19 protein-coding genes are annotated in these 19,162 nt (G+C 63.1%); 16 read left to right on the top strand and 3 right to left on the bottom strand.

Annotated elements, in window-relative coordinates; genetic code table 11:
- Window positions 1–21 precede the first annotated feature (21 nt).
- The 5 genes from nuoN to AB7532_RS20220 all read left to right on the top strand — a co-directional run bounded on the left by nuoN (window position 22) and on the right by AB7532_RS20220 (window position 4,694).
- Window positions 22–1,458 carry an NADH-quinone oxidoreductase subunit NuoN gene (nuoN, locus tag AB7532_RS20240; protein ID WP_441236512.1) on the top strand — a complete coding sequence of 479 codons (1,437 nt, stop codon included), beginning with the start codon at window positions 22–24 and terminating at the stop codon, window positions 1,456–1,458.
- Between the two features lies 1 nt (window position 1,459).
- On the top strand, window positions 1,460–2,266 hold the full coding sequence (locus AB7532_RS20235) for a biotin--[acetyl-CoA-carboxylase] ligase (RefSeq protein WP_441236511.1): 807 nt from the start codon (window positions 1,460–1,462) through the stop codon (window positions 2,264–2,266).
- Window positions 2,266–3,936 carry a ribonuclease J gene (locus tag AB7532_RS20230; RefSeq protein ID WP_441239321.1) on the top strand — a complete coding sequence of 557 codons (1,671 nt, stop codon included), beginning with the start codon at window positions 2,266–2,268 and terminating at the stop codon, window positions 3,934–3,936. The genes AB7532_RS20235 and AB7532_RS20230 overlap by 1 nt, the downstream gene beginning before the upstream one ends.
- Before the next feature lie 68 nt (window positions 3,937–4,004).
- Window positions 4,005–4,409: a methylmalonyl-CoA epimerase gene (gene mce, locus AB7532_RS20225; protein ID WP_441236510.1), complete on the top strand. Its 405-nt coding sequence runs from the start codon at window positions 4,005–4,007 to the stop codon at window positions 4,407–4,409.
- 9 nt (window positions 4,410–4,418) lie between these two features.
- A complete protein-coding gene (locus AB7532_RS20220) occupies window positions 4,419–4,694 on the top strand; it encodes a DUF1467 family protein (RefSeq protein ID WP_441236509.1) in 276 nt (91 codons plus the stop codon).
- Between the two features lie 143 nt (window positions 4,695–4,837).
- On the opposite strand, the gene AB7532_RS20215 is transcribed toward AB7532_RS20220, so the two are convergent.
- Window positions 4,838–5,662: an IS5 family transposase gene (locus AB7532_RS20215; protein ID WP_441233133.1), complete on the bottom strand. Its 825-nt coding sequence runs from the start codon at window positions 5,660–5,662 to the stop codon at window positions 4,838–4,840.
- A gap of 178 nt (window positions 5,663–5,840) precedes the next feature.
- Between AB7532_RS20215 and AB7532_RS20210 the strand changes: the two genes are divergently transcribed.
- From AB7532_RS20210 to AB7532_RS20170, 9 genes are all read left to right on the top strand, one after another.
- Entirely contained in the window at window positions 5,841–6,188 is a 348-nt protein-coding gene (locus AB7532_RS20210) for a hypothetical protein (protein ID WP_441236508.1), read from the top strand.
- Window positions 6,189–6,219: 31 nt separating this feature from the next.
- Complete coding sequence (mtnK, locus tag AB7532_RS20205) at window positions 6,220–7,503, top strand: S-methyl-5-thioribose kinase (protein WP_441236507.1); 1,284 nt, start codon at window positions 6,220–6,222, stop codon at window positions 7,501–7,503.
- A gap of 317 nt (window positions 7,504–7,820) precedes the next feature.
- Window positions 7,821–9,410, top strand: a complete 1,590-nt coding sequence (locus tag AB7532_RS20200; protein WP_441236506.1) for an ABC transporter substrate-binding protein — start codon at window positions 7,821–7,823, stop codon at window positions 9,408–9,410.
- 60 nt (window positions 9,411–9,470) lie between these two features.
- Complete coding sequence (locus AB7532_RS20195) at window positions 9,471–10,394, top strand: ABC transporter permease (RefSeq protein WP_441236505.1); 924 nt, start codon at window positions 9,471–9,473, stop codon at window positions 10,392–10,394.
- Window positions 10,391–11,212: an ABC transporter permease gene (locus AB7532_RS20190; protein WP_441236504.1), complete on the top strand. Its 822-nt coding sequence runs from the start codon at window positions 10,391–10,393 to the stop codon at window positions 11,210–11,212. Before AB7532_RS20195 ends, AB7532_RS20190 begins: the two co-directional genes overlap by 4 nt.
- Window positions 11,209–12,189, top strand: coding sequence for an ABC transporter ATP-binding protein (locus tag AB7532_RS20185; protein ID WP_441236503.1), 981 nt, complete (start codon window positions 11,209–11,211; stop codon window positions 12,187–12,189). Before AB7532_RS20190 ends, AB7532_RS20185 begins: the two co-directional genes overlap by 4 nt.
- Window positions 12,182–13,240 (top strand): ABC transporter ATP-binding protein, encoded by a 1,059-nt coding sequence (locus tag AB7532_RS20180; protein WP_441236502.1) that lies wholly within the window; start codon window positions 12,182–12,184, stop codon window positions 13,238–13,240. The genes AB7532_RS20185 and AB7532_RS20180 overlap by 8 nt, the downstream gene beginning before the upstream one ends.
- A 287-nt stretch (window positions 13,241–13,527) precedes the next feature.
- Window positions 13,528–14,682: a hypothetical protein gene (locus AB7532_RS20175; RefSeq protein WP_441236501.1), complete on the top strand. Its 1,155-nt coding sequence runs from the start codon at window positions 13,528–13,530 to the stop codon at window positions 14,680–14,682.
- 37 nt (window positions 14,683–14,719) lie between these two features.
- A complete protein-coding gene (locus AB7532_RS20170) occupies window positions 14,720–15,850 on the top strand; it encodes a hypothetical protein (protein WP_441236500.1) in 1,131 nt (376 codons plus the stop codon).
- A gap of 98 nt (window positions 15,851–15,948) precedes the next feature.
- Here the strand turns inward: AB7532_RS20170 and AB7532_RS20165 are convergent, their stop codons facing one another.
- Window positions 15,949–16,572: a LysR family transcriptional regulator gene (locus AB7532_RS20165; protein WP_441236499.1), complete on the bottom strand. Its 624-nt coding sequence runs from the start codon at window positions 16,570–16,572 to the stop codon at window positions 15,949–15,951.
- Window positions 16,573–16,699: 127 nt separating this feature from the next.
- Here AB7532_RS20165 and AB7532_RS20160 point away from each other — a divergent pair, with 127 nt between their 5' ends.
- Window positions 16,700–17,092, top strand: a complete 393-nt coding sequence (locus AB7532_RS20160) for a RidA family protein (protein ID WP_441236498.1) — start codon at window positions 16,700–16,702, stop codon at window positions 17,090–17,092.
- 47 nt (window positions 17,093–17,139) lie between these two features.
- Window positions 17,140–17,829: an L-2-amino-thiazoline-4-carboxylic acid hydrolase gene (locus AB7532_RS20155; RefSeq protein ID WP_441236497.1), complete on the top strand. Its 690-nt coding sequence runs from the start codon at window positions 17,140–17,142 to the stop codon at window positions 17,827–17,829.
- Between the two features lie 292 nt (window positions 17,830–18,121).
- On the opposite strand, the gene AB7532_RS20150 is transcribed toward AB7532_RS20155, so the two are convergent.
- Complete coding sequence (locus AB7532_RS20150; protein WP_441236496.1) at window positions 18,122–19,150, bottom strand: ABC transporter permease; 1,029 nt, start codon at window positions 19,148–19,150, stop codon at window positions 18,122–18,124.
- Window positions 19,151–19,162 lie beyond the last annotated feature (12 nt).

Below are 19,162 nucleotides of genomic sequence, written 5' to 3'. Positions count from 1 at the left end.
CGGGCAGGTCAGGATATCGCCATGAACTTTGTGATTTCAGGTTATCAACTGGCGCCGGTGCTGCCCGAGCTCGTGCTCGCGGTCGGCGCCATGGCACTCCTGATGCTGGGCGCCTATCGCGGGCAGGAGACCACCAGGACGGTCACCTCGCTCGCGGTCCTGCTCCTGATCGTGGTTGGCGTGCTGGTGTATCTCCAGCCCGCGGGCAAGCAGGTGACCTTCGGCGGCAGCTTCATCGTCGATGACTTCGCGCGCTTCATGAAGATCATGGCGCTGATCGGTTCGGCGGCGACGCTGGTGCTGTCGACCGAGTTCCTGTCCGACCCGTCGCGCCGCATCTTCGAATACGCGATCCTGGTGCTGCTCTCGACGCTCGGCATGATGGTGCTGATCTCGGCCGGCGATCTGATCTCGCTCTATCTCGGCCTCGAGCTGATGTCGCTCGCGCTCTACGTCGTGGCGGCCTCGAACCGCGACAACGCCAAGTCCACCGAAGCCGGCCTGAAGTATTTCGTGCTCGGTGCGCTGTCCTCGGGCATGCTGCTGTACGGCTCCTCGTTGATCTACGGCTTCACCGGCACCGTGACCTTCACCGGGATCGCGGCCGCGGCGACGGTCTCGAATGTCGGCCTCGTCTTCGGCCTCGTTTTCCTGCTCGCGGGCTTGTGCTTCAAGGTCTCGGCCGTGCCGTTCCACATGTGGACGCCCGACGTCTACGAGGGCGCACCGACTCCGGTCACCGCCTTCTTTGCCTCGGCGCCGAAGGTAGCGGCGCTCGCCGTCTTCACCCGCGTCACGCTGACGGCGTTCCCGGGCATCGTCTCGCAATGGCAGCAGATCCTGGTGTTCGTGGCGATTGCCTCGATGGCGCTCGGTTCGTTCGCGGCGATCGGCCAGACCAACATCAAGCGCCTGATGGCCTATTCCTCGATCGGCCATATGGGCTTTGCGCTGGTCGGTCTCGCCTCCGGTACGATGGAAGGCGCGCAGGGCGTGCTGATGTATGTCGTGATCTATGTCGCGATGACGCTTGGCTCGTTCTCGGTCATCCTCGCCATGAAGCGCAACGGTCAGGCCGTCGAGCAGATCAGCGATTTCGCAGGTCTGTCGCGCACCAATCCGCTGCTCGCCTTCATGTTCGCGATGCTGCTGTTCTCGCTGGCCGGCGTTCCGCCGCTCGCCGGCTTCTTCGGCAAATGGTACGTCTTCGTCGCCGCCATCAGGGCCAATCTGTTCACGCTTGCCGTGATCGGCGTGCTCACCAGCGTGGTGGGCGCCTATTATTACCTCTCCATCGTCAAGACGATGTATTTCGACGAGCCGGCCGGTCAGGTCGATCCGGTGCGCGTCGAGGTGAAGACGGTGCTGGCGATCGCGGGCACGTTCAACATCCTGTTCGCGCTGTTCGCGGGCCCGGTGGTGAGCGTCGCCTCTGCCGCCGCAAAGTCGTTGTTTTAGGATGGCTTTCGCGCTCGGTCCTCGCGCACAGTCCGCGGGCTACAAGCTCGCAGCGTTCGAACGGACCGGCTCGACCAACACCGACGCGATCGAGCGCGCGCGGGCCGGCGAACGCGGCCCGATGTGGTTCGTCACGTCCGAGCAGACCGCCGGCCGCGGCCGGCGCCAGCGCGCCTGGATCGCGCCCAAGGGCAATCTCGCCGCCAGTATTCTCGAAGTCCTCGATGTCGCGCCCGGCATTGCCGCCACGATCGGCTTCGCGGCGGGGTTGGCGCAGGAGATGGCGCTGGAAAAGGTCAGCCTCGAAGCTGCCATGCGGCTCGGCGAGGGCCGTCCCCGCTACGCGCTGAAATGGCCGAATGACGTGCTCGCCGGTGGTAAGAAGCTTGTCGGCATCGGTCTCGAGGCCGAGGCCGTCGGCGATCGTCTCGCCGTCGTCGTCGGCATGGGCACCAACGTGGTGGGAGCCCCGGAAGGGACGCCGACGCCCGCAGTGTCGCTGGCCGCCCTCGGTGTCCAGATCAGCGCGGAAGAACTGTTCACCGCGCTATCGGATGCCTGGGTCGAATTCCGCGGCATCTGGGACAATGGCCACGGCTTTGCCGAGATCCGGAAACTCTGGCTGGAGCGCGCCGCCGGCCTCGGCGAGCGGGTCGCAATCCACACGGGAACGATGACGCTGGAAGGCATTTTTGACACCATCGACGACACCGGCTGCCTGATCGTCCGCACAGCGGAGGGGCGGCGGGTACCGGTGGCGGCGGGCGAGGTGTTCTTCGGCCCGGTCCGCTCGGTGGGAGCTGCATGATGGCGAAGCCCGACGAATTGGTATTTGCGCCGCTCGGCGGCGTCGGCGAGATCGGCATGAACCTGTCGATCTACGGCCTCGGCAATCGCCAGCAGCGGTCCTGGCTCGCGGTCGATCTCGGCGTCTCGTTCGGCGACGAGGAGCATCTGCCGGGCATCGACCTGATCATGCCTGACATCAGCTTCCTGGAGAAGGAACGCAAGAACCTGATGGGCCTGGTGCTCACCCACGCCCACGAAGACCATTTCGGCGCCATCATCGACCTCTGGCCCAAGCTGAAATGCCCGATCTATGCGACGCAGTTCAGTGCGGCGCTGTTCGAGGCCAAATGCGCCGCCGAGCGCAATGCACCGAAGATTCCGGTGACGGTGGTGCCGTCAGGCGGCCGCGTCGATATCGGCCCTTTCAACGTCGAGTTCATCCCGGTCGCGCATTCGATTCCCGAGGCGCACGCGCTGGCGATCCACACCTCTGCCGGCATCGTGCTGCACACCGGCGACTGGAAGATCGACCCGACCCCGACGCTTGGGAAGCCGACCGACGAGAAGCGCCTGCGCGAGCTGGGCGAGGAGGGCGTGCTCGCTCTGATCGGCGATTCCACCAACGCGGTGCGCGACGGCCGTTCGCCGTCGGAAGCCGAGGTTGCGCGGACCATCATCGATCTGGTCAAGGCCGCCAAGGGCCGCGTCGCGGTCACGACCTTTGCGTCCAATGTCGCCCGCATCAAGGCCGTGGCCGATGCCGCCAAGGCCGCCGACCGCGAGGTCGTTGTTGTCGGCCGCGCGATGGAGCGCGTCACCCAGGTCGCGCGCGAGACCGGCTATCTCGACGGGGTCCAGAATTTCCGCTCGCCCGAGGTCTATGGCCATCTGCCGCAGGATAAGGTGCTGGCGCTCTGCACCGGCAGCCAGGGCGAATCCCGCGCCGCGCTGGCGCGCATCGCCAATGACGACCACCCCGAGATCACGCTCAACCGCGGCGACAGCGTGATCTTCTCCTCGCGCACCATCCCGGGCAACGAGAAGGCGGTCGGCTCGATCATCAACAATCTGGTGCTCCAGGGCGTCGAGGTCATCACCGACCGCGACCATCTGGTCCACGTCTCCGGCCATCCCCGCCGCGACGAGTTGCGCGACCTGATCTCCTGGGTGAAGCCGCAGCTGTTGATCCCCGTTCATGGCGAGGCGCTGCATCTGAACGAGCACGCCAAGCTCGCGCGCGCCGCGGGCGTGCCGCGCGTGCTGGTCATCCGCAACGGCGACCTCGTCAAGCTCGGCCCCGGCGATCCCGGTGTGGTCGGCGAGGTGCCGTCGGGCCGTCTCTACAAGGACGGCAACATCCTCGAGGATTCCAAATCCCGCGCGGTGAGTGAGCGGCGGCGCATGGCGTTCTCCGGCTGCGCGTTCGTCGCCTTTGCCATGAACGCGCAGGGCGAGCTGGCCGACGATCCCGAGGTCGATCTGGTCGGAATCCCCGAGAAAAACAAGGCTGGCGAGCCCTTCGACGATCTCGTGTTCGACGCGGTGGTCTCGACCATCGAGGGCCTGCCGAAGGCGCGCCGCCGCGATCCGGATGCCCTGGCCGAGTCGGTGCGACGCGCTGTCCGCTCCGTCATCAACGAACATTGGGGTAAAAAGCCCCCCTGTCTGGTACACGTCCTGACAGTGTAAGTTTTGGGCATGGTCTCTTCGGAAAACCGCTTCACACTTTTCCGGATCATGCCCTGAGGGAGAAACACATGCTGGGCCGGCTCAACCATGTGGCGATCGCCACAAAGGACGCCATCAAGGCTGCGAAGATCTATGGCGCGGCATTCGGGGCGCAGATCTCGGAAGCCGTTCCGCTGCCTGAGCACGGCGTGATCACCGTGTTCGCGACCCTGCCCAACACCAAGATCGAGTTCATCGAGCCGCTCGGCGAGACCTCGCCGATCGCAAAATTCCTCGAGCGCAATGCCGACGGTGGCATCCACCACATCTGCTACGAGGTCGTCGACATCATCGCCTCGCGCGACACGCTGGTGAAGGAGGGTGCCCGCGTTCTCGGCGACGGCGTGCCGAAGATCGGCGCCCACGGCAAGCCGGTGCTGTTCCTGCACCCGAAGGACTTTTCCGGCGCGCTCGTCGAAATCGAGCAGGCATAGAGCCGCCCCATGGCCATCCAGATCTCGACTGCGATTGCGATCTACTTCGTCATCTGGTGGGTCGCGCTGTTCCTGACGCTGCCGTTCGGCGTGCGCAGCCAGCATGAGGACGGCGTGGGCGCCCCGGGCACCGACCCCGGCGCGCCGATCTTGACGCGGATGAGAAGCAAGCTGATCTGGACCACGATCATCTCGGCCATCATCTACGGGATCGCCATGGTCGCCTATCACGCCGGCTATCTCTCGATCGAACGCCTGTCGAAACTGATGGGCATGCCGTTCTAGTTTCTTGGTGGCCCATCCTTCGAGACGCCCGCCTTTGGCGGGCTCCTCAGGATGAGGACGGAGTACGTGGCAGCAGTTTCAACGGGCACCAAAGCCCGTTAGCCTCATCCTGAGAGCCTGACTCAAAATAAGTCATTGAGATATCAAGCTCTGGCCAGTCGACGAGAGAGCAGACGGATGCTTGCGATGAGGACCCATGCCTCCGCGCTGGCGATGGTTGCCTCGAAGTCCTTGGCAAGCCGTCGATTGCGACCGAACCAGGCGAACGTACGCTCAACGACCCATCGTCGGGGTTCGGCTTTGAACGTTCCAACGCTTTGCGAGCGGGTGACGATTTCAATGGTCCATTTGCCCAGGTCAGCGATGGCATCGAGCAGCTTTGGACCACGATAGACGCGATCGGCGAAGATGTGGCGCAGGCCGGGGAACAGGCGGCCGATGATTCGCAGCAGCGGAACTGCGCCGTGATTGTCTTGAAGATTGGCGGGATGCACCTGCACAGCTAGCAAGGAGCCCTCGGTATCGGTGACGATATGACGCTTGCGTCCTTTGACGCGCTTGGCCATGTCAAACCCGCTTGGACCGCCACTTTCCGTGGTCTTCACACTCTGGCTGTCGATAATCCCAGCCGTTGGCGTAGGTTCGCGTCCTTGCCGTTGCCGAACGCGTTGGACCAGCGTGTCATTGATCGTGCGCCACAAGCCAGACCCGCGCCACTTGTAAAAATAATACTGAACCGTCGAGCACGCCGGGAAGTCCTTGGGCAGTGCTCGCCACTGGCAGCCGCTAGCGCCAATGTAGAGAATTGCATTCATGATCACGCGGAGACTGATCTTTCGCGGACGGCCGAGCCGACAGCAGACAGGCATCAACGGCTCAAGCAAACTCCACTCCGCATCCGTCATGTCACTTGCGTAACGAAGTCCATCGCGCCGATATTGTTCGCGGGTGATTTCGGTCCAACACATGTTGTGCTCCCTCGAGTCTTCGCAAACACGAGAGAATCACAACGGGCTGAAATCACTCAATTTTCTTTTCCGGTCAGGCTCTGAGGAGACCGCGACGCGGTCGTCTCGAAGGACGAGGCGTGCGCGTGCTCTGTCTCGTCTGGAATTCTGAGCCTGTTTGATTGTTCGGGGGAAACCAATGACTTTTCAGCGTATCGTCATCGCGCTTCTGGTGCTGATCGTCGCCGGGCTTGGCACCATCGGCTATTTTGAATGGAAGATGGCCGTGCAGGTGCGGACGCTGAAAGCGTTCGTCGAGGGCTACGTCTTCAATGAGGCGGTCGCGGCCTGCGAGCAGGCCAAGAGCTCGACCCCGTTCAAATGGAACGGCGGCAAGAGCACCTCGGTGATCGGGCTGAACTCGGTGAAGCTCGACAAATACACCGTCAGCGCCAGCTACACGCTGGTGGCGGACCTCGTTTATTGTGATTACGATCCCATCAAAAGAAAGGCCGAGATCGGCTCGAGCTTCCTGGAGCGGGAGTAACGATCCGGCCCCGACATGGGATGGGATCGTCATGGCGCAGGCTGGGGATTACCGGATTCTGCATGAGGCCGACTTGCGGGACTATCTCGCAGGCGTGCCGGACCTGAACGCCCTCCTGGGCGGCGATCCGGCCGTCTGGCCGATCACCGAGGTCGGCGACGGCAATCTCAATCTCGTCTTTATCGTCAAGGGCGCGAAGGGCGGCGTCGCCGTCAAGCAGGCGCTGCCTTATGTCCGCCTCGTCGGCGAGAGTTGGCCGCTGCCGCTGTCGCGCGCCCATTACGAGTTTTTGGCTTTGTCCCGGCAGGCCGAGCTCGCGCCCGGCCTCGTGCCGGCGCTGCTGCACCACAATGAGGCGCTGGCGCTGACGGTGATGGAGCTGCTCGAACCCCACATCATCATGCGCAAGGGGATGGTCGCCGCAACGCAATATCCCGGCTTCGTGGACGACATCACCACGTTCATGGCGCGGACCCCGTTCTTCACCTCCGACCTCGCGCGCTCGGCGGCCGAGAAGAAGCAGGGCATTGCGGCGTTTGCCGGCAATCACGCGCTCTGCAAGATCACAGAGGATTTGATCTTTACCGATCCGTACCGTGTCGCGGAGCAGAATCGCTGGACCGCACCATATCTCGACGCGCTCGCCGCGGAGCTGCGCGACAACATGGAGCTGCATGTCGCGGTCTCCCGGCTGAAGCTGAAATTCATGGCAAGCCCCGAGGCGCTGCTCCACGGCGACCTCCACACCGGCTCGATCATGGTGACGGAGCGCCAGATGCGCGTGATCGACCCGGAATTCGCATTCTACGGCCCGATGGGTTTCGACATCGGCGCCGTGCTGGCGAACCTGCTGATGGCCTATTTCGCCTCGGCCGGTCACGAACGCGCGCCGGGTGACCGGCAGGCGTTCGAGGGCTGGGTGCTGGAGACAGTGGAGAAAGTCTGGGCCGAGTTCGCGCGAAAATTTCTCGATCTCTGGCGCGCCGGCGCCACCGGCGATGCCTATCCCGCCTCGCTCTTTGCCGGCGAGACGGGGGCGGCACGGCTGGAAGCCGAGCGGCAAGCCTATATGCAGCGCCTGTTCGCCGATGCCGTCGGCTTCGCGGCCGCCAAAACCATCCGCCGCATCTTCGGCCTCGCCCACAATATCGATTTCGAGCTGATCGAGGACTCGAAGAAGCGGGCGATCTGCGAAGCCCGCGCCGTGCGGTTGGCGAGGGCGATGATGCTGGAGACGGCGGCGTTCCGGACGGTCGCCGACGTCACCGGGACTGCGCGAAAACTGCGGGACTGGATGCCGGAATTGTCAGACTGAGGATGCGGCGAGAGGCGCGCCCGCACCCTCCGTCATTGCGAGCGCAGCGAAGCAATCCAGAGTCCCTCTCCGGAACCACTCTGGATTGCTTCGTCGCAAGGGCTCCTCGCAATGACGGTGGAGAGAGCTATGCTCGCAATGACGGGGAGGGATTGTCGCAGAACGCTAAAGCCGCATCGGAAGCGGGGCACCGCCCGGGCCAACCAGAAGGGTCGCTATCCGGAACCGGCATGGACCGCCATCAAAACGAAGCTTGCTTTCCATAGGCTGCGAATGATCAAATCCCTGATCGGAATATTTGCGTTGCTGGGGGACACATGATGTTCAGGATGATCGCGATCGTCGCTGGTTTGGGGATGGCGTTCGCCGCCAATGCGGAGGCCCAGACACCGCGCAAGGGCGGAACCATCCGCATGACCGCGCCTTACGGCTCGAGTTTCACCAGCCTCGACATTCACACCACCCAGCGCGCCCAGGACGAGATCTACGCCAAGGCGCTGCACCGTTCGCTTTACATCTGGAATTCCGCGGAAGGAAAGCCGGTTCTGGAGCTGGCCAAGGAGGACGTCGTCTCGGGCGGAGGGCTCGTTCACACCTTCAAGCTGCGCGACGACGCCTATTTCCACAATGGCCGCAAGATGACCGCCGACGACGTCATCTGGTCCTACAATCGTATCATGGACGGCACCAAGGCCTTTCCCGGCGCGCGGTATGTCCGCGTGATCGAGGGCGCGGCCGCGGTCGAGAAGGGCCAGGCCAAGGAAATTTCCGGCCTGAAGAAGATCGACGACTTCACCGTTGAGATGAAGCTGACCGAGAAGGTCGATCCGGGCTTCTACTTCTTCACCGCGCTGACCTCGATCTATCCCGCCGACGAGGGCGCCAAGGAAAGCTTCATCCAGAAGCCGATCGGTCTCGGGCCGTTCAAATTCGTCGAGCACGTGCCGGGCTCGCGCATCGTGCTGGAGCGATGGGACCGGTTCTACAAGCCCGGCAAGCCCTATGCCGACAAGGTCATCGTGTCGATCATGGCCGAGGCCGCGGCCCGCGATGTCGCCTTCCGCAACAAGGAGATCGACACCTCGGTGCTGGGCCCCGCGCAATACGTCGCCTACCAGTCCGACGCCGCCCTCAAGGGCACCATCGTCGAGGTCGCCGAGGTCTTCACGCGCTATATGGGGATGAATCCCTCGTTCAAGCCGTTCACCGACAAGCGCGTCCGGCAGGCGATCAACTACGCGATCGACACCGACCTGATCATCAACAAGCTGGTCAAGGGCAAGGCCTATCGCGCCACCAGCTGGCTGCCGCTGACCTCGACCGCCTACGACAAGGCGATGAAGCCGTACCCCTATGATCCTGCCAAGGCCAAGCAGTTGCTCACCGAGGCCGGCTATCCCCAAGGCTTCGAATTCGAATGGACGACCAGCCAGAACGAGAGCTGGGGCCTGCCGATCGTCTCGGCGGTGATCCCGATGCTGGACAAGGTCGGCATCAAGGTCAAAGTCAAGCAGGTCGAGACCGCGGTGCTGGCGGAGGTGGTACGCAGCGGCGACTACCAGGCCTTTGTCTATTCCCAGGCCACCGGCCCGGATCCGCAGGCCGCGCTCAAATGCTTCTACTCCGCGACGCCGCAATCGGCCTGCAACTACATGAACTACAAGAATCCCGATTTCGACAAATTGATCGACGCGGCCGGGCAGGCCGACGACGCCGCCAAGCGCACCGAGCTGCTGCAGAAGGCCAACGCGCTGCTCTATGAAGAAGCGCCGGTTTGGTTCTTCAATTACAACAAGGCGGTCATGGCCGTGCAGCCTTGGCTCAAGGGCGTTCAGCTGAACGCGACGGAGCTGACCCATCAGAATGTCGAGGACCTCTGGGTCGACGAGACCTCGCCCGCGAAGTGACACGCGCTCTCGCGATCCCTTCATCGCCGCAAACGATGGAGGGAGAGAGGAAAAGTGCCGATGCTCTCGTTCCTGCTCCGCCGTCTCCTGCAGACCATTCCGACCGTGCTGGCCGTCGTGGCTCTGGTGTTCGTGCTGTTCAGCGTCGTTCCCGGCAGCATCGTCTCCTCGATGAGCGACGACGCCGATCCCCAGGTTGAACTCCGCTTGAAGAAGCAGCTCGGTCTCGACCAGCCCGTCTATGTCCGTTTCGGCGCCTACATTGCCAAGCTCGCGACCGGCGATTTCGGGACCTCGTTCCGGACCCGCGAGCCCGTGACGACCATGATTGCCAAGCGGGCCTGGCCGACGCTGCAGCTGATCTTCGCGGCCATGGCGTTTTCCGTCGTGATCGGTGTTCCCCTCGGCTTCATCGCTGCGCTGAAACCCGGCGGCATCGTCGATACGCTCGCGATGGTCGTGGCGGTATCGGGCCTGTCGATCGCCAAATTCTGGCTTGGCCTCGTGCTCATGTATCTGTTCGCGTTGAAGCTCGGCTGGCTGCCGAGTTTCGGCTATGGCGATGGGGGGCTGAAATATCTGATCCTGCCGGCCGTGACGCTTGGCGTCTCGCCGATGGCGCTGTTTGCGCGGACGACGCGCGCCGCGGTCCTCGAGATCATGACCGCTGATTTCGTCCGCACCGCGCGCTCCAAGGGCATGAGCGAGACCCGCGTCGTGAGGTGGCACGTGATGCGCAACGCGCTCGTCATCATTCTCACCACCGTCGGCCTCCAGTTCGGTGCGCTGATGGGGCAGGCGGTCGTGGTCGAGAAACTGTTCTCGTGGCCGGGGATCGGCTCGCTGCTCGTCGACAGTGTTCTCCAGCGCGACATTCCCGCCGTGCAGGGCTCCATTCTCGTCGTGGTGCTGGCCTTTCTCGCGATCAATCTGCTGATCGATTTGCTCTACGGGGTGATCGATCCCAGGATCAGATACGCATGAAGCTCCGCGCCAATCTCATCATCGGCGGCGCATTATTCGCGCTCGCGATCCTGGTCGGCCTGCTCGCGCCGTGGCTGGCGCACACCGACCCCGTGCTCGACGCCAACCTCATGAACGCGGAGGAGCCGCCGAGCTGGACCTGGTGGTTCGGCACCGATGACCAGGGCCGCGACATCTATTCTCGCGTCGTCTACGGCGCCCGCGTCTCGCTGACGGTCGGCATCGTCTCGCAGCTCATCAACAGCGTCATCGGCGTCGCGCTCGGCCTGAGCGCCGGCTATTGGGGCGGCTGGTGGGACGATGTGGTCAACGGCTTGACCAATCTGATGCTCGCGATTCCCTCGCTGATCTTCGCGCTCGCCATCATGGCGGTGCTCGGCCCCGGGCTGACGAGCCTGCTGATCGCGCTCGGCCTGACCAACTGGTCCTTCACCTGCCGGATCGCGCGGGCGTCGGCGCTGTCGCTGCGGAGCCAGGGTTACGTGCAGGCGGCGACCGTGCTCGGCTACGGCGACCTGCGCATCATGATCACGCAGCTGCTGCCGAACATGCTCGGGCCGATCGTCGTGATCGGCACGCTGGGCATGGGCAGCGCGGTCCTCTCCGAGGCCGCATTGTCGTTCCTTGGCCTCGGCGTCCGTCCGCCGTTTCCGAGCTGGGGCAGCATGCTGTCGGACGCCCGCGACCAGATCACGACGGCGCCGTGGCTCTCGGTGTTTCCGGGCCTCGCCATCTTCCTGACGGTGCTCGGCCTCAACCTGCTCGGCGACGGCCTGCGCGACATTCTCGATCCGCAATCGCGGAGCCGGCGGACATGACCGGCGCCCCGCTGATCGAAGTCGAGGATTTGCGCATCGATCTCGACGACGGATCGCGGCGCGTTGCGGCGGCCGAGGGCGTTTCATTTCGCATCGATCGCGGCGAGACGTTCGGTCTGGTCGGCGAATCCGGCTGCGGCAAGAGCATCACGGCACTCGCGCTGATCGGCCTGTTGCGGCAGCCACTGTCGATCGGCGGCGGCGTCATCCGGTTCGAGGGACGGGAGATCCAGCATCTTTCCGCGGCCAGGCAGCGTGAGCTGCGCGGCAACCGCATTGCCATGATTTTCCAGGAGCCGATGACGGCGCTGAACCCGGTCTCGCCCGTGGGACGGCAGATCGCCGAGATGTTCGTGCTGCACAAGGGCAAGAGCTGGCGGGAAGCCAACCGGCTGGCGGTCGAGTCGCTCGCGAGCGTCCGCGTTCCAGCGCCCGAGCGGCGCGTGAAGGACTATCCGCACCAGCTGTCCGGCGGCATGCGCCAGCGCGTCATGATCGCCATCGCGCTCGCCTGCGGTCCGGATCTCCTGATTGCGGACGAGCCGACCACGGCGCTCGACGTCACCGTGCAGGCCGAAATCATCGAGCTGATGCGGAATCTGTGCGCCGAGCGGGGGACGGCGATCCTGATGATCAGCCACGATCTTGGCCTCGTCGCCAATGTCTGCCGCCGCGTCGCTGTGATGTATGCCGGCCGCATCGTCGAGGAGCGCGGCTCGGCCGATATCTTCCGCGCGCCCTCGCATCCCTATACGCAAGGCCTGGTTGCTTCGCTGCCGCGGCTGGGCAGCCGCGCTGCACTTGGCCGGACCAGGCTCAAGGAGATCGCGGGCGTTGTTCCCGCCATCACGAGTTTCCCCGATGGTTGCCGGTTCAATCCGCGCTGCGCGCAGGCGACCGATATTTGCCGGACCATCGCGCCGGCGGCGGATTTGCTGGAGGCGGGCGGTCTGGTGAGGTGTCATCACCATGCGTGAGCCACTGGACATGCAGGGTGAGGCCAGGGCGGACGACGATCTCATCCTCAGCGTCGAGGATCTCGCGGTTCATTTCCCGATGGGGGGCGGCCTGCTGGGACGCGGCCGGCGGATGTTGCGTGCCGTCGATGGTGTCGATCTCAAGCTGAAGCGCGGCGAATGCCTCGGCCTCGTCGGCGAGTCCGGCTCGGGCAAGTCGACGGTGGCCTTGTCGATCCTGGGTCTGCTGACGCCGACGCGCGGCCGCATCGTGCTGGACGGGCAGGTCGTGACGAACAGGCAATCCCGCGATCGCAAATCGCTGGCCCGCATTGTGCAGATCGTGTTCCAGGATCCCTACGCCTCGCTGAATCCACGCCAGACCGTCCGCCGCACGCTGGAAGATCCCCTACGTGTGCACGGCGTGACCGCCAAGAGCGAGATCGAGGACCGTGTCGCGGCGATGCTGCGGCATGTCGGCCTGCGGCCCGAACAGGCCGACCGCTACCCGCATGAATTCTCCGGCGGCCAGCGCCAGCGCATCGGCATCGCGCGTGCCCTGATCCTCAATCCCAAGATCGTCATCTGCGACGAGCCGGTCTCGGCACTCGACGTCTCGATCCGCGCCCAGATCATCAATTTGCTGTTGGAGCTGAAGGAGACGCTCGGTCTCTCCTACATCATGATCAGCCACGACCTCGGCGTCGTCGAGCACATGAGCGACAGGGTCGCCGTGATGTATCTCGGCCGTATCGTCGAGAACGGCGACTGGCGCGAAATCTTCGAGCGGCCGGCGCATCCCTACACGCAAGCCCTGATCGCAGCCATTCCCGATCCGCTGCATCATGCACCGCTGGCGACGACCGGCGGCGATCTGCCCAACCCGCTCAATCCTCCGAACGGCTGCGCCTTTAGCCCGCGTTGTCGCCACGCCGAGGATGTGTGCCGCCACGAGCCGGGTCCGGTGCTGGAGACGCGCGCCGACGGGCATGCGGTGAGGTGCTGGCGGGCTGACGAGATTGCGAGGCGGATGGTGTTGGCCGCGGCCGAGGGCGGGCGTCCCGAGGATTGAGGGCGCCTCCGTTGCGCTTCGGACAGTCAATCGCTTACCGCCTATTTTCATGTGTGCGACCTGATTGGGTAGCAACATGGGAGAGGCAGCCGACACATCTACTACAGCGTCCATATGCCCGGTAACGGTTATTACCGGAAGCAGTCGTTTGACTTGATCTAAATCAGAGGTAGTATAGCCAAGGCTTGCAACGCATTTGGCTCTGGCTCTCCGTCCCCAACTCAAGCGTGGCTCGTTCTCCGAGCCGACCTGTTGGGCCGCTGCAAGCGAATCAGGGAATAAAGGCCATGCCCGGGATGACGCCTGCAAACGGCCAGCTCGTTTCATTTGAATCGCAATTCGAGGTGAAGGTCAAAACAGACGATGCCCGTGCAGAACTCTGGGTCGCGAAGTTAGCATTCGACGAGTCGATCCAGGAGCAACGATTTTCTCTCGTGGAGTCGTTTGGCGCTAACGTCGCGGAAGAATTGTCGGTGGACACGTCGGAGCCCGGCCATCTGTACAGGCTCCGCTTATTTGCCGCGAATACGGGTTCATCCAGTGGGGATGGAGCCTTTATCGATGAACTCAATATCCCCCGATTGGAATCGGGCCGACGGCGCGACTACCTGACGATGTGCAGCGAGGGGGCGCCTCAGTTGGCGGTGGAGAGCGGGGGCACGTTCGTCAGAGCAGTTATCGGCTCGGGCAATGTTGTGACCCGTGCGCTGTTGCTGATCATGGACGCGCAGCCCAGTTGGCCGATGGGCGAATTTCCCGTGCTAAATGGCGCAACGACGATCGATTTCTTGCTGTCATCGCCGTCCGAAAGCACCGACTTGATTCATGAAGTTGCAGTCGTGGATCTGCGAGCCGACGGACCGCCGGCGCGTCGACGCCTCGGGCCGGGTGCAACCGTCCATTTCGTGGCGCTAGTCTGGGATAGCGACGGCGGTTTCGACTTTACGTGGACAAGCGAGGCGGGCATGCCACATGTAGGCACGTCGGCGGCCCCTCCTGAAAAAGTGACCACGAAAGAGCGTCATATCGTGTTGGTGATCGATGAGCTGGTGTGTCTGGATGACAGCGATGACTTGAGCGACGGTGAAGCGGAGTTTCAAATCGTGATCACACCGTCGGCCGCCCTCCCGATCAAAAGGCTTGTTTCTTGGGATCCAATGGAGACCGGGTCGATCAAATTACTCGGCGGGAGCTCTTTTAAGTTTCCACTGACTGGCCAGGCGGCCGACGCTGTGACAGTTGCGGTAAGTGCGACCGAGGATGATTCTGATTCATTCCCTCCCGATGGGCACGATTTAGCAAGTGCCTCGTTGAAGATTTTTCAGTTTCGCAAAGGTCCTGGTACTGAAACGTTCAACGAAATCCTGACGTTGGATACACAAATCGGCGGCGATGACTTTCACTTCTTGATGCATTGCTCGGTTGCTGTGTCATATGCGTGACTGAGCCTCGCTCACCCGCTCCGCGGAGTAGCTCGCCATGGCAATGTCGATACTTACGCCAGACAAACTACTATACGTGGCAGATATGAGTTCTGCCAAACTCTTGATCGAGCCAAACGAAGACACAGGCGACGTTGAAGTATTCGAACGAATTATTCCATTCGACGCGACCGGCAGCCAACTGCCAGATTTCAACAAAATCCCGGGCGTGTTCCCGCCGAAGGAGATTGGCGAACACAGCGTCAATTCTATTCCTGCGGGATCGTTGTACCAGGCACTAGCATTCCGTCGCGGCCAGATCTCTGCTGGATCGCAACCCAGCGATGACGATTTCCCGCTGGCGGTCGGACGCGTTGAACTGCCGAGCATTCTTGTTGAAGGAAGGGAGTCTCTGCTGACGTCGTGTGCAGCGGTCCCACAACTCAGACTTAGCCAGGATAGCAACGCGCTCCGGGCAATACTTGCAACGGGAGGAGAGACGACCCGAATGCTCCTGCTGGTCGGGAACACAATGCCGAGGCTGTTCGATACTGGCCAAGGCCCGGTGCCGCGCTTTGGAGCTGGCGGCAGTATTCCGGTCGCTCTCTCCAGTTCGGAGCGCGCGGCCCGGATTCATCGTGTCGACGCGCCATCAAACACGAACTTTGCTAGCATTGATCAAATCCCGCCAGATAACTCGTATTGGTTCATCGCCCTGGTCTGGACGAGAAGGGGGCATTGGGATTTCGCGTGGTCGAAAGAAAGCGCGGACGAGCCTCTGGAGCAGACGGCGCTCACGCGCAAGATCGCAGTTGAGGTCGTTCAACTCACCTGTGTAAACGACGACAGCCTCAACGGCGATCCAATTTTCACACTTGCTTTGGTAACTCAAGGCCAGCAGATGATCGCGCACGAGACTTTTAGGTGGGACAACATGGAGACTGGACTTCTCGTTCGCCCGCCCCAACTTTCGCTGGAGTGGTCCAGTGATGAGGGCTCAGAGCCAGTCGCCATCACGATACGTGCCGGTGACAACCCCGCGTGGGAGGGGTCAACCGAGCTGCTACCATTTCCAGTTGGAGACGGTGCACACTTCAATGAGCGTCTAATCAGAATAGTCGGCTTGCCCGGGATCGAGGTGCAGCCCGTGTTCTATGCTGATGTCAAGCTTACGGTGTCCTACGGTTGAAACGGGAGGCGAAACAGGAGCACTGTCTGGCCCGAAGGCATGTCGATTGATCGCCCGGGGCCAACCTCTCGCGCGAGGTTATGGATTGCCGATCGAGCCTACTGTCTGATGCCGACCAGACGCGGGCGGCGGTTGGCGAGTGGATTCTCGGCCGGCAGGGCGCGCAGCCATTCCCGGAAACTGACGATCTCGGGACAATCAGCGGTGCCTTCAGGCGCAATCAGCCAATCGCCGAGACCCGATCCCTCATGGATCCGGTCGCAGCGATAGCCCGGATGGTGGCCAACACCACGGGCGATCAGCAAGTCGACCTTGCCCTCGACCAGCTCGTGCAGACCTGCGGGCTGCAGCACCCGCAAACCGATCTCCGCATGCGTGCTGCGAAATTCCGCCAGATCGAGGCGACGCAGATCGAAGCTGGCGTGGACGCCCAGTTGCAGCAGCACCGCGCCCGCCGGCTTCAATTGCGAGGTCGCCTCCGCGATGTGGCGAAAGCCCTCGGAGATTCCGGGCAGATAGGCCTGACCGGCCGCAGTCAGGATGAGCTGCTTGTGCAGCCGCTCGAACAGCTGCACGCCGAGACGCGCTTCCAGCGCCTTCACCTGCTGCCCCACGGCGGCGGGTGTCACGTGCAGTTCGTGCGCGGCGAGCTTGAAGCTGAGATGCCGGGCGGCGGCCTCGAAAGCGCGGAGCGCGTTGAGTGGGGGAAGGGCGTAGGTCATTTCCCGCAGTTTGACACTGATGGGCCGCGGCCTTGCAATAGATTTTCTTGCGCTAAACCGCAGCAATGATGCTTTGCGCTGGCGTGATGGCGCCGGATACGGTCGGCCCGCAATCCGGAGAAACCCAATGCCCCCAGCCCAGATCGTCAGCCACAACCCCGCAACGGTCCACCCGCCTGCCGGCGGCTACAGCATGGGGCTTGAAGTGAGCGGGCATCGCCGCCTGCTGTTCGTCAGCGGCCAGGTGCCTGAAAATTCCGACGGCACCGTGCCCGAAGGTTTCGAAGCGCAATGCGAGCAGGCCTGGCGCAACGTCAAGGAGGTGCTCGCGGCCGCCGGCCTTGGCGTTGCGCATCTGGTCAAGGTCACCACGTTCCTGACCGACCGCAGTCAACTCGTGGCCAACCGCGCCATCCGTCGCGCGATGCTCGGCGACCATCAGCCGGCGCTGACGGTCGTGGTCGTCGAGACCGTCGACAGCAAATGGTTGCTGGAGATCGAAGCGATCGCGGCGGAGTGAAATCGGACGCGCCGGCTCTGCAATTTGCCAATCATATCTGGTGTCCCATGTCTCAGATGATCCATCCCTTTTACGAACAGCATCGCGGCGCCATGGAGGCCGCGATGCGCGATCGGCTCGACCTTGCCGAGGCGATGTTGCGCGAGCGCGCGCGCCTCTCCGAGATCGACGGGATCAGGCGGGAGGTGATGGACGAATTCGAGATCGTGCTCGCCCAGATGCCCTATGTCGGCGGCGCGGCAAGTCGCATGAGTGATTTCTTCATGCGTCTGACGGGCTTCATGGCCATCAGCCGCGTGCTCCACCGCCACGGCGTGCCGGTGCCCGTGATCGGCGAGATCGAGCGGGAAACCTACAAGGCGCAATTGCTGACCGCGCCCGAAGCCGAGCGCCTTGCTTCGGGGCGTCAGTTCATGTCGCCGGAGAACCAGGCCTTAATGCGCGAGCAGGCCGCGAAGAGTGTCACAGAAGGCCATCAGGAAGAGTTTCCGGAAGACTTCGTCTATGATTTCGTCGAGCCGGGCCCGCAAGACAGCTTCGAGTTCGGCATCAACTACAAGGCCTGCGGCTTCTGCAAGCTCGCCGCGCGCCATGGTGACAAGGACGTCCTGCCGAACATCTGCGGCCTCGATTTCGTCGCTTACGCCGCACGCGGCATTCGCCTGGAAAGGACGCAGACATTGGCCGGTGGCGCGAGCCACTGTAATTTCCGGTTCTCGCGGCTGCCGCCGGATTAGGACGGCGGCAGATGGCCGGGCTGCCCTGCATCGTCATTGCGAGCGCAGCGAAGCAATCCAGAATCCTTCCATGGCGACAATCTGGATTGCTTCGCTGCGCTCGCAATGACGGGGGGAGGCACCGGCCTTTCGAAGCGGACGCCATGATGACATTCTGCTCCTGTTTTGCCCGACGTGTCAAATGGAGTTCGAAAAATCAGCAATTGCGCTGCGCCGCCCTCAAGTCGTTGATTTCGCTAGTCCCGGCTACTGTGCATGGGGTTGTTTTCGCAGTTTTTGTTTTGACGGCCGTCTACTCCGCCGCCTTCTCCCTCAGCCGCTGCGCATAGACGTTGATCACCAGCGCCGCCAACAGGATCAGGCCGCGGATCAGGATCTTCAGGAAGCTGTCGATGTTGACATGGTCGAGGCCGTTGTTGAGGACGCCGAGCACGAACAGCCCGACGATGGTGTTGCCGATGCCGCCGCGACCGCCGAACAGGCTGGTGCCGCCGACGACGACGGCGGCGATGGAGTCGAGCAGATAGGTGTCGAACTCGTTCTGCTGCGCACTGCCGAAATGGGCGACGCCAAGCATGCCGCCGATGCCGGAGCACACCGCCGAGATCACCATGACGCTGCCCAGGATGAGCTTGACGTTGAGGCCGGCATATTCGGCCGCCTCGCGATTGCCGCCGACCATGTAAACGTAGCGGCCGAAGCGCGTGTAGGTCAGCACCAGATGGCCGCCGAGCAGCATGACGGCCGCGACAATGACGAGCCAGGGGATGCCGCCGATCGAGCCGGAGCCGAGCGTCGTGATCAGGCTCGGCACCTTGTAGGCGATCTGGCCGCGCACCAGCATCGCGGAGATGCCAGCCGCGATCTGCATCATGGCCAGCGTCATGATGAAGGAGGGGATGCCGATCACTGTCAGTCCCAGCGCGTTGACGAGGCCGAGCAGCGCGCAGAGCGCGATGGCCAGCATGATCGCGGCGACGCCGGGCAAGGGCAGGTTGGCGATGTTGACGTAGGATTCCTGCAGCGTGAAGTAGGCGACCGCGATGCCGGTGACGTTGGCGATGCTGGCGATCGAGAGGTCGATCTCGGCGCACAGGATCACGAAGGTGAGGCCGACCGCGATGATGCCGGTGACCGACACCTGCGTCAGGATATTGCCGAGATTGTCGAGCGTGGCGAAGGAGGGGCTGGCGAAGGCGAAAAAGGCCGTCAGGAAGATCAAGGTCAGGAACGGCGCGATGTTGCGCATCTGCGAGCGCAGGAAGGGCGCAAGGCCGCGTGCCCGCTGACCTGCCGCCGGAACCGTCTCACTGCTCGCCATGGTGCTTCTCCG

The sequence above is a fragment of the Bradyrhizobium sp. 930_D9_N1_4 genome, from assembly GCF_052076015.1.
GTDB lineage: Bacteria > Pseudomonadota > Alphaproteobacteria > Rhizobiales > Xanthobacteraceae > Bradyrhizobium.
The sequence above is the reverse complement of the archived record's forward strand: the minus strand, read 5'-3'. Positions and strand labels throughout refer to the sequence as shown.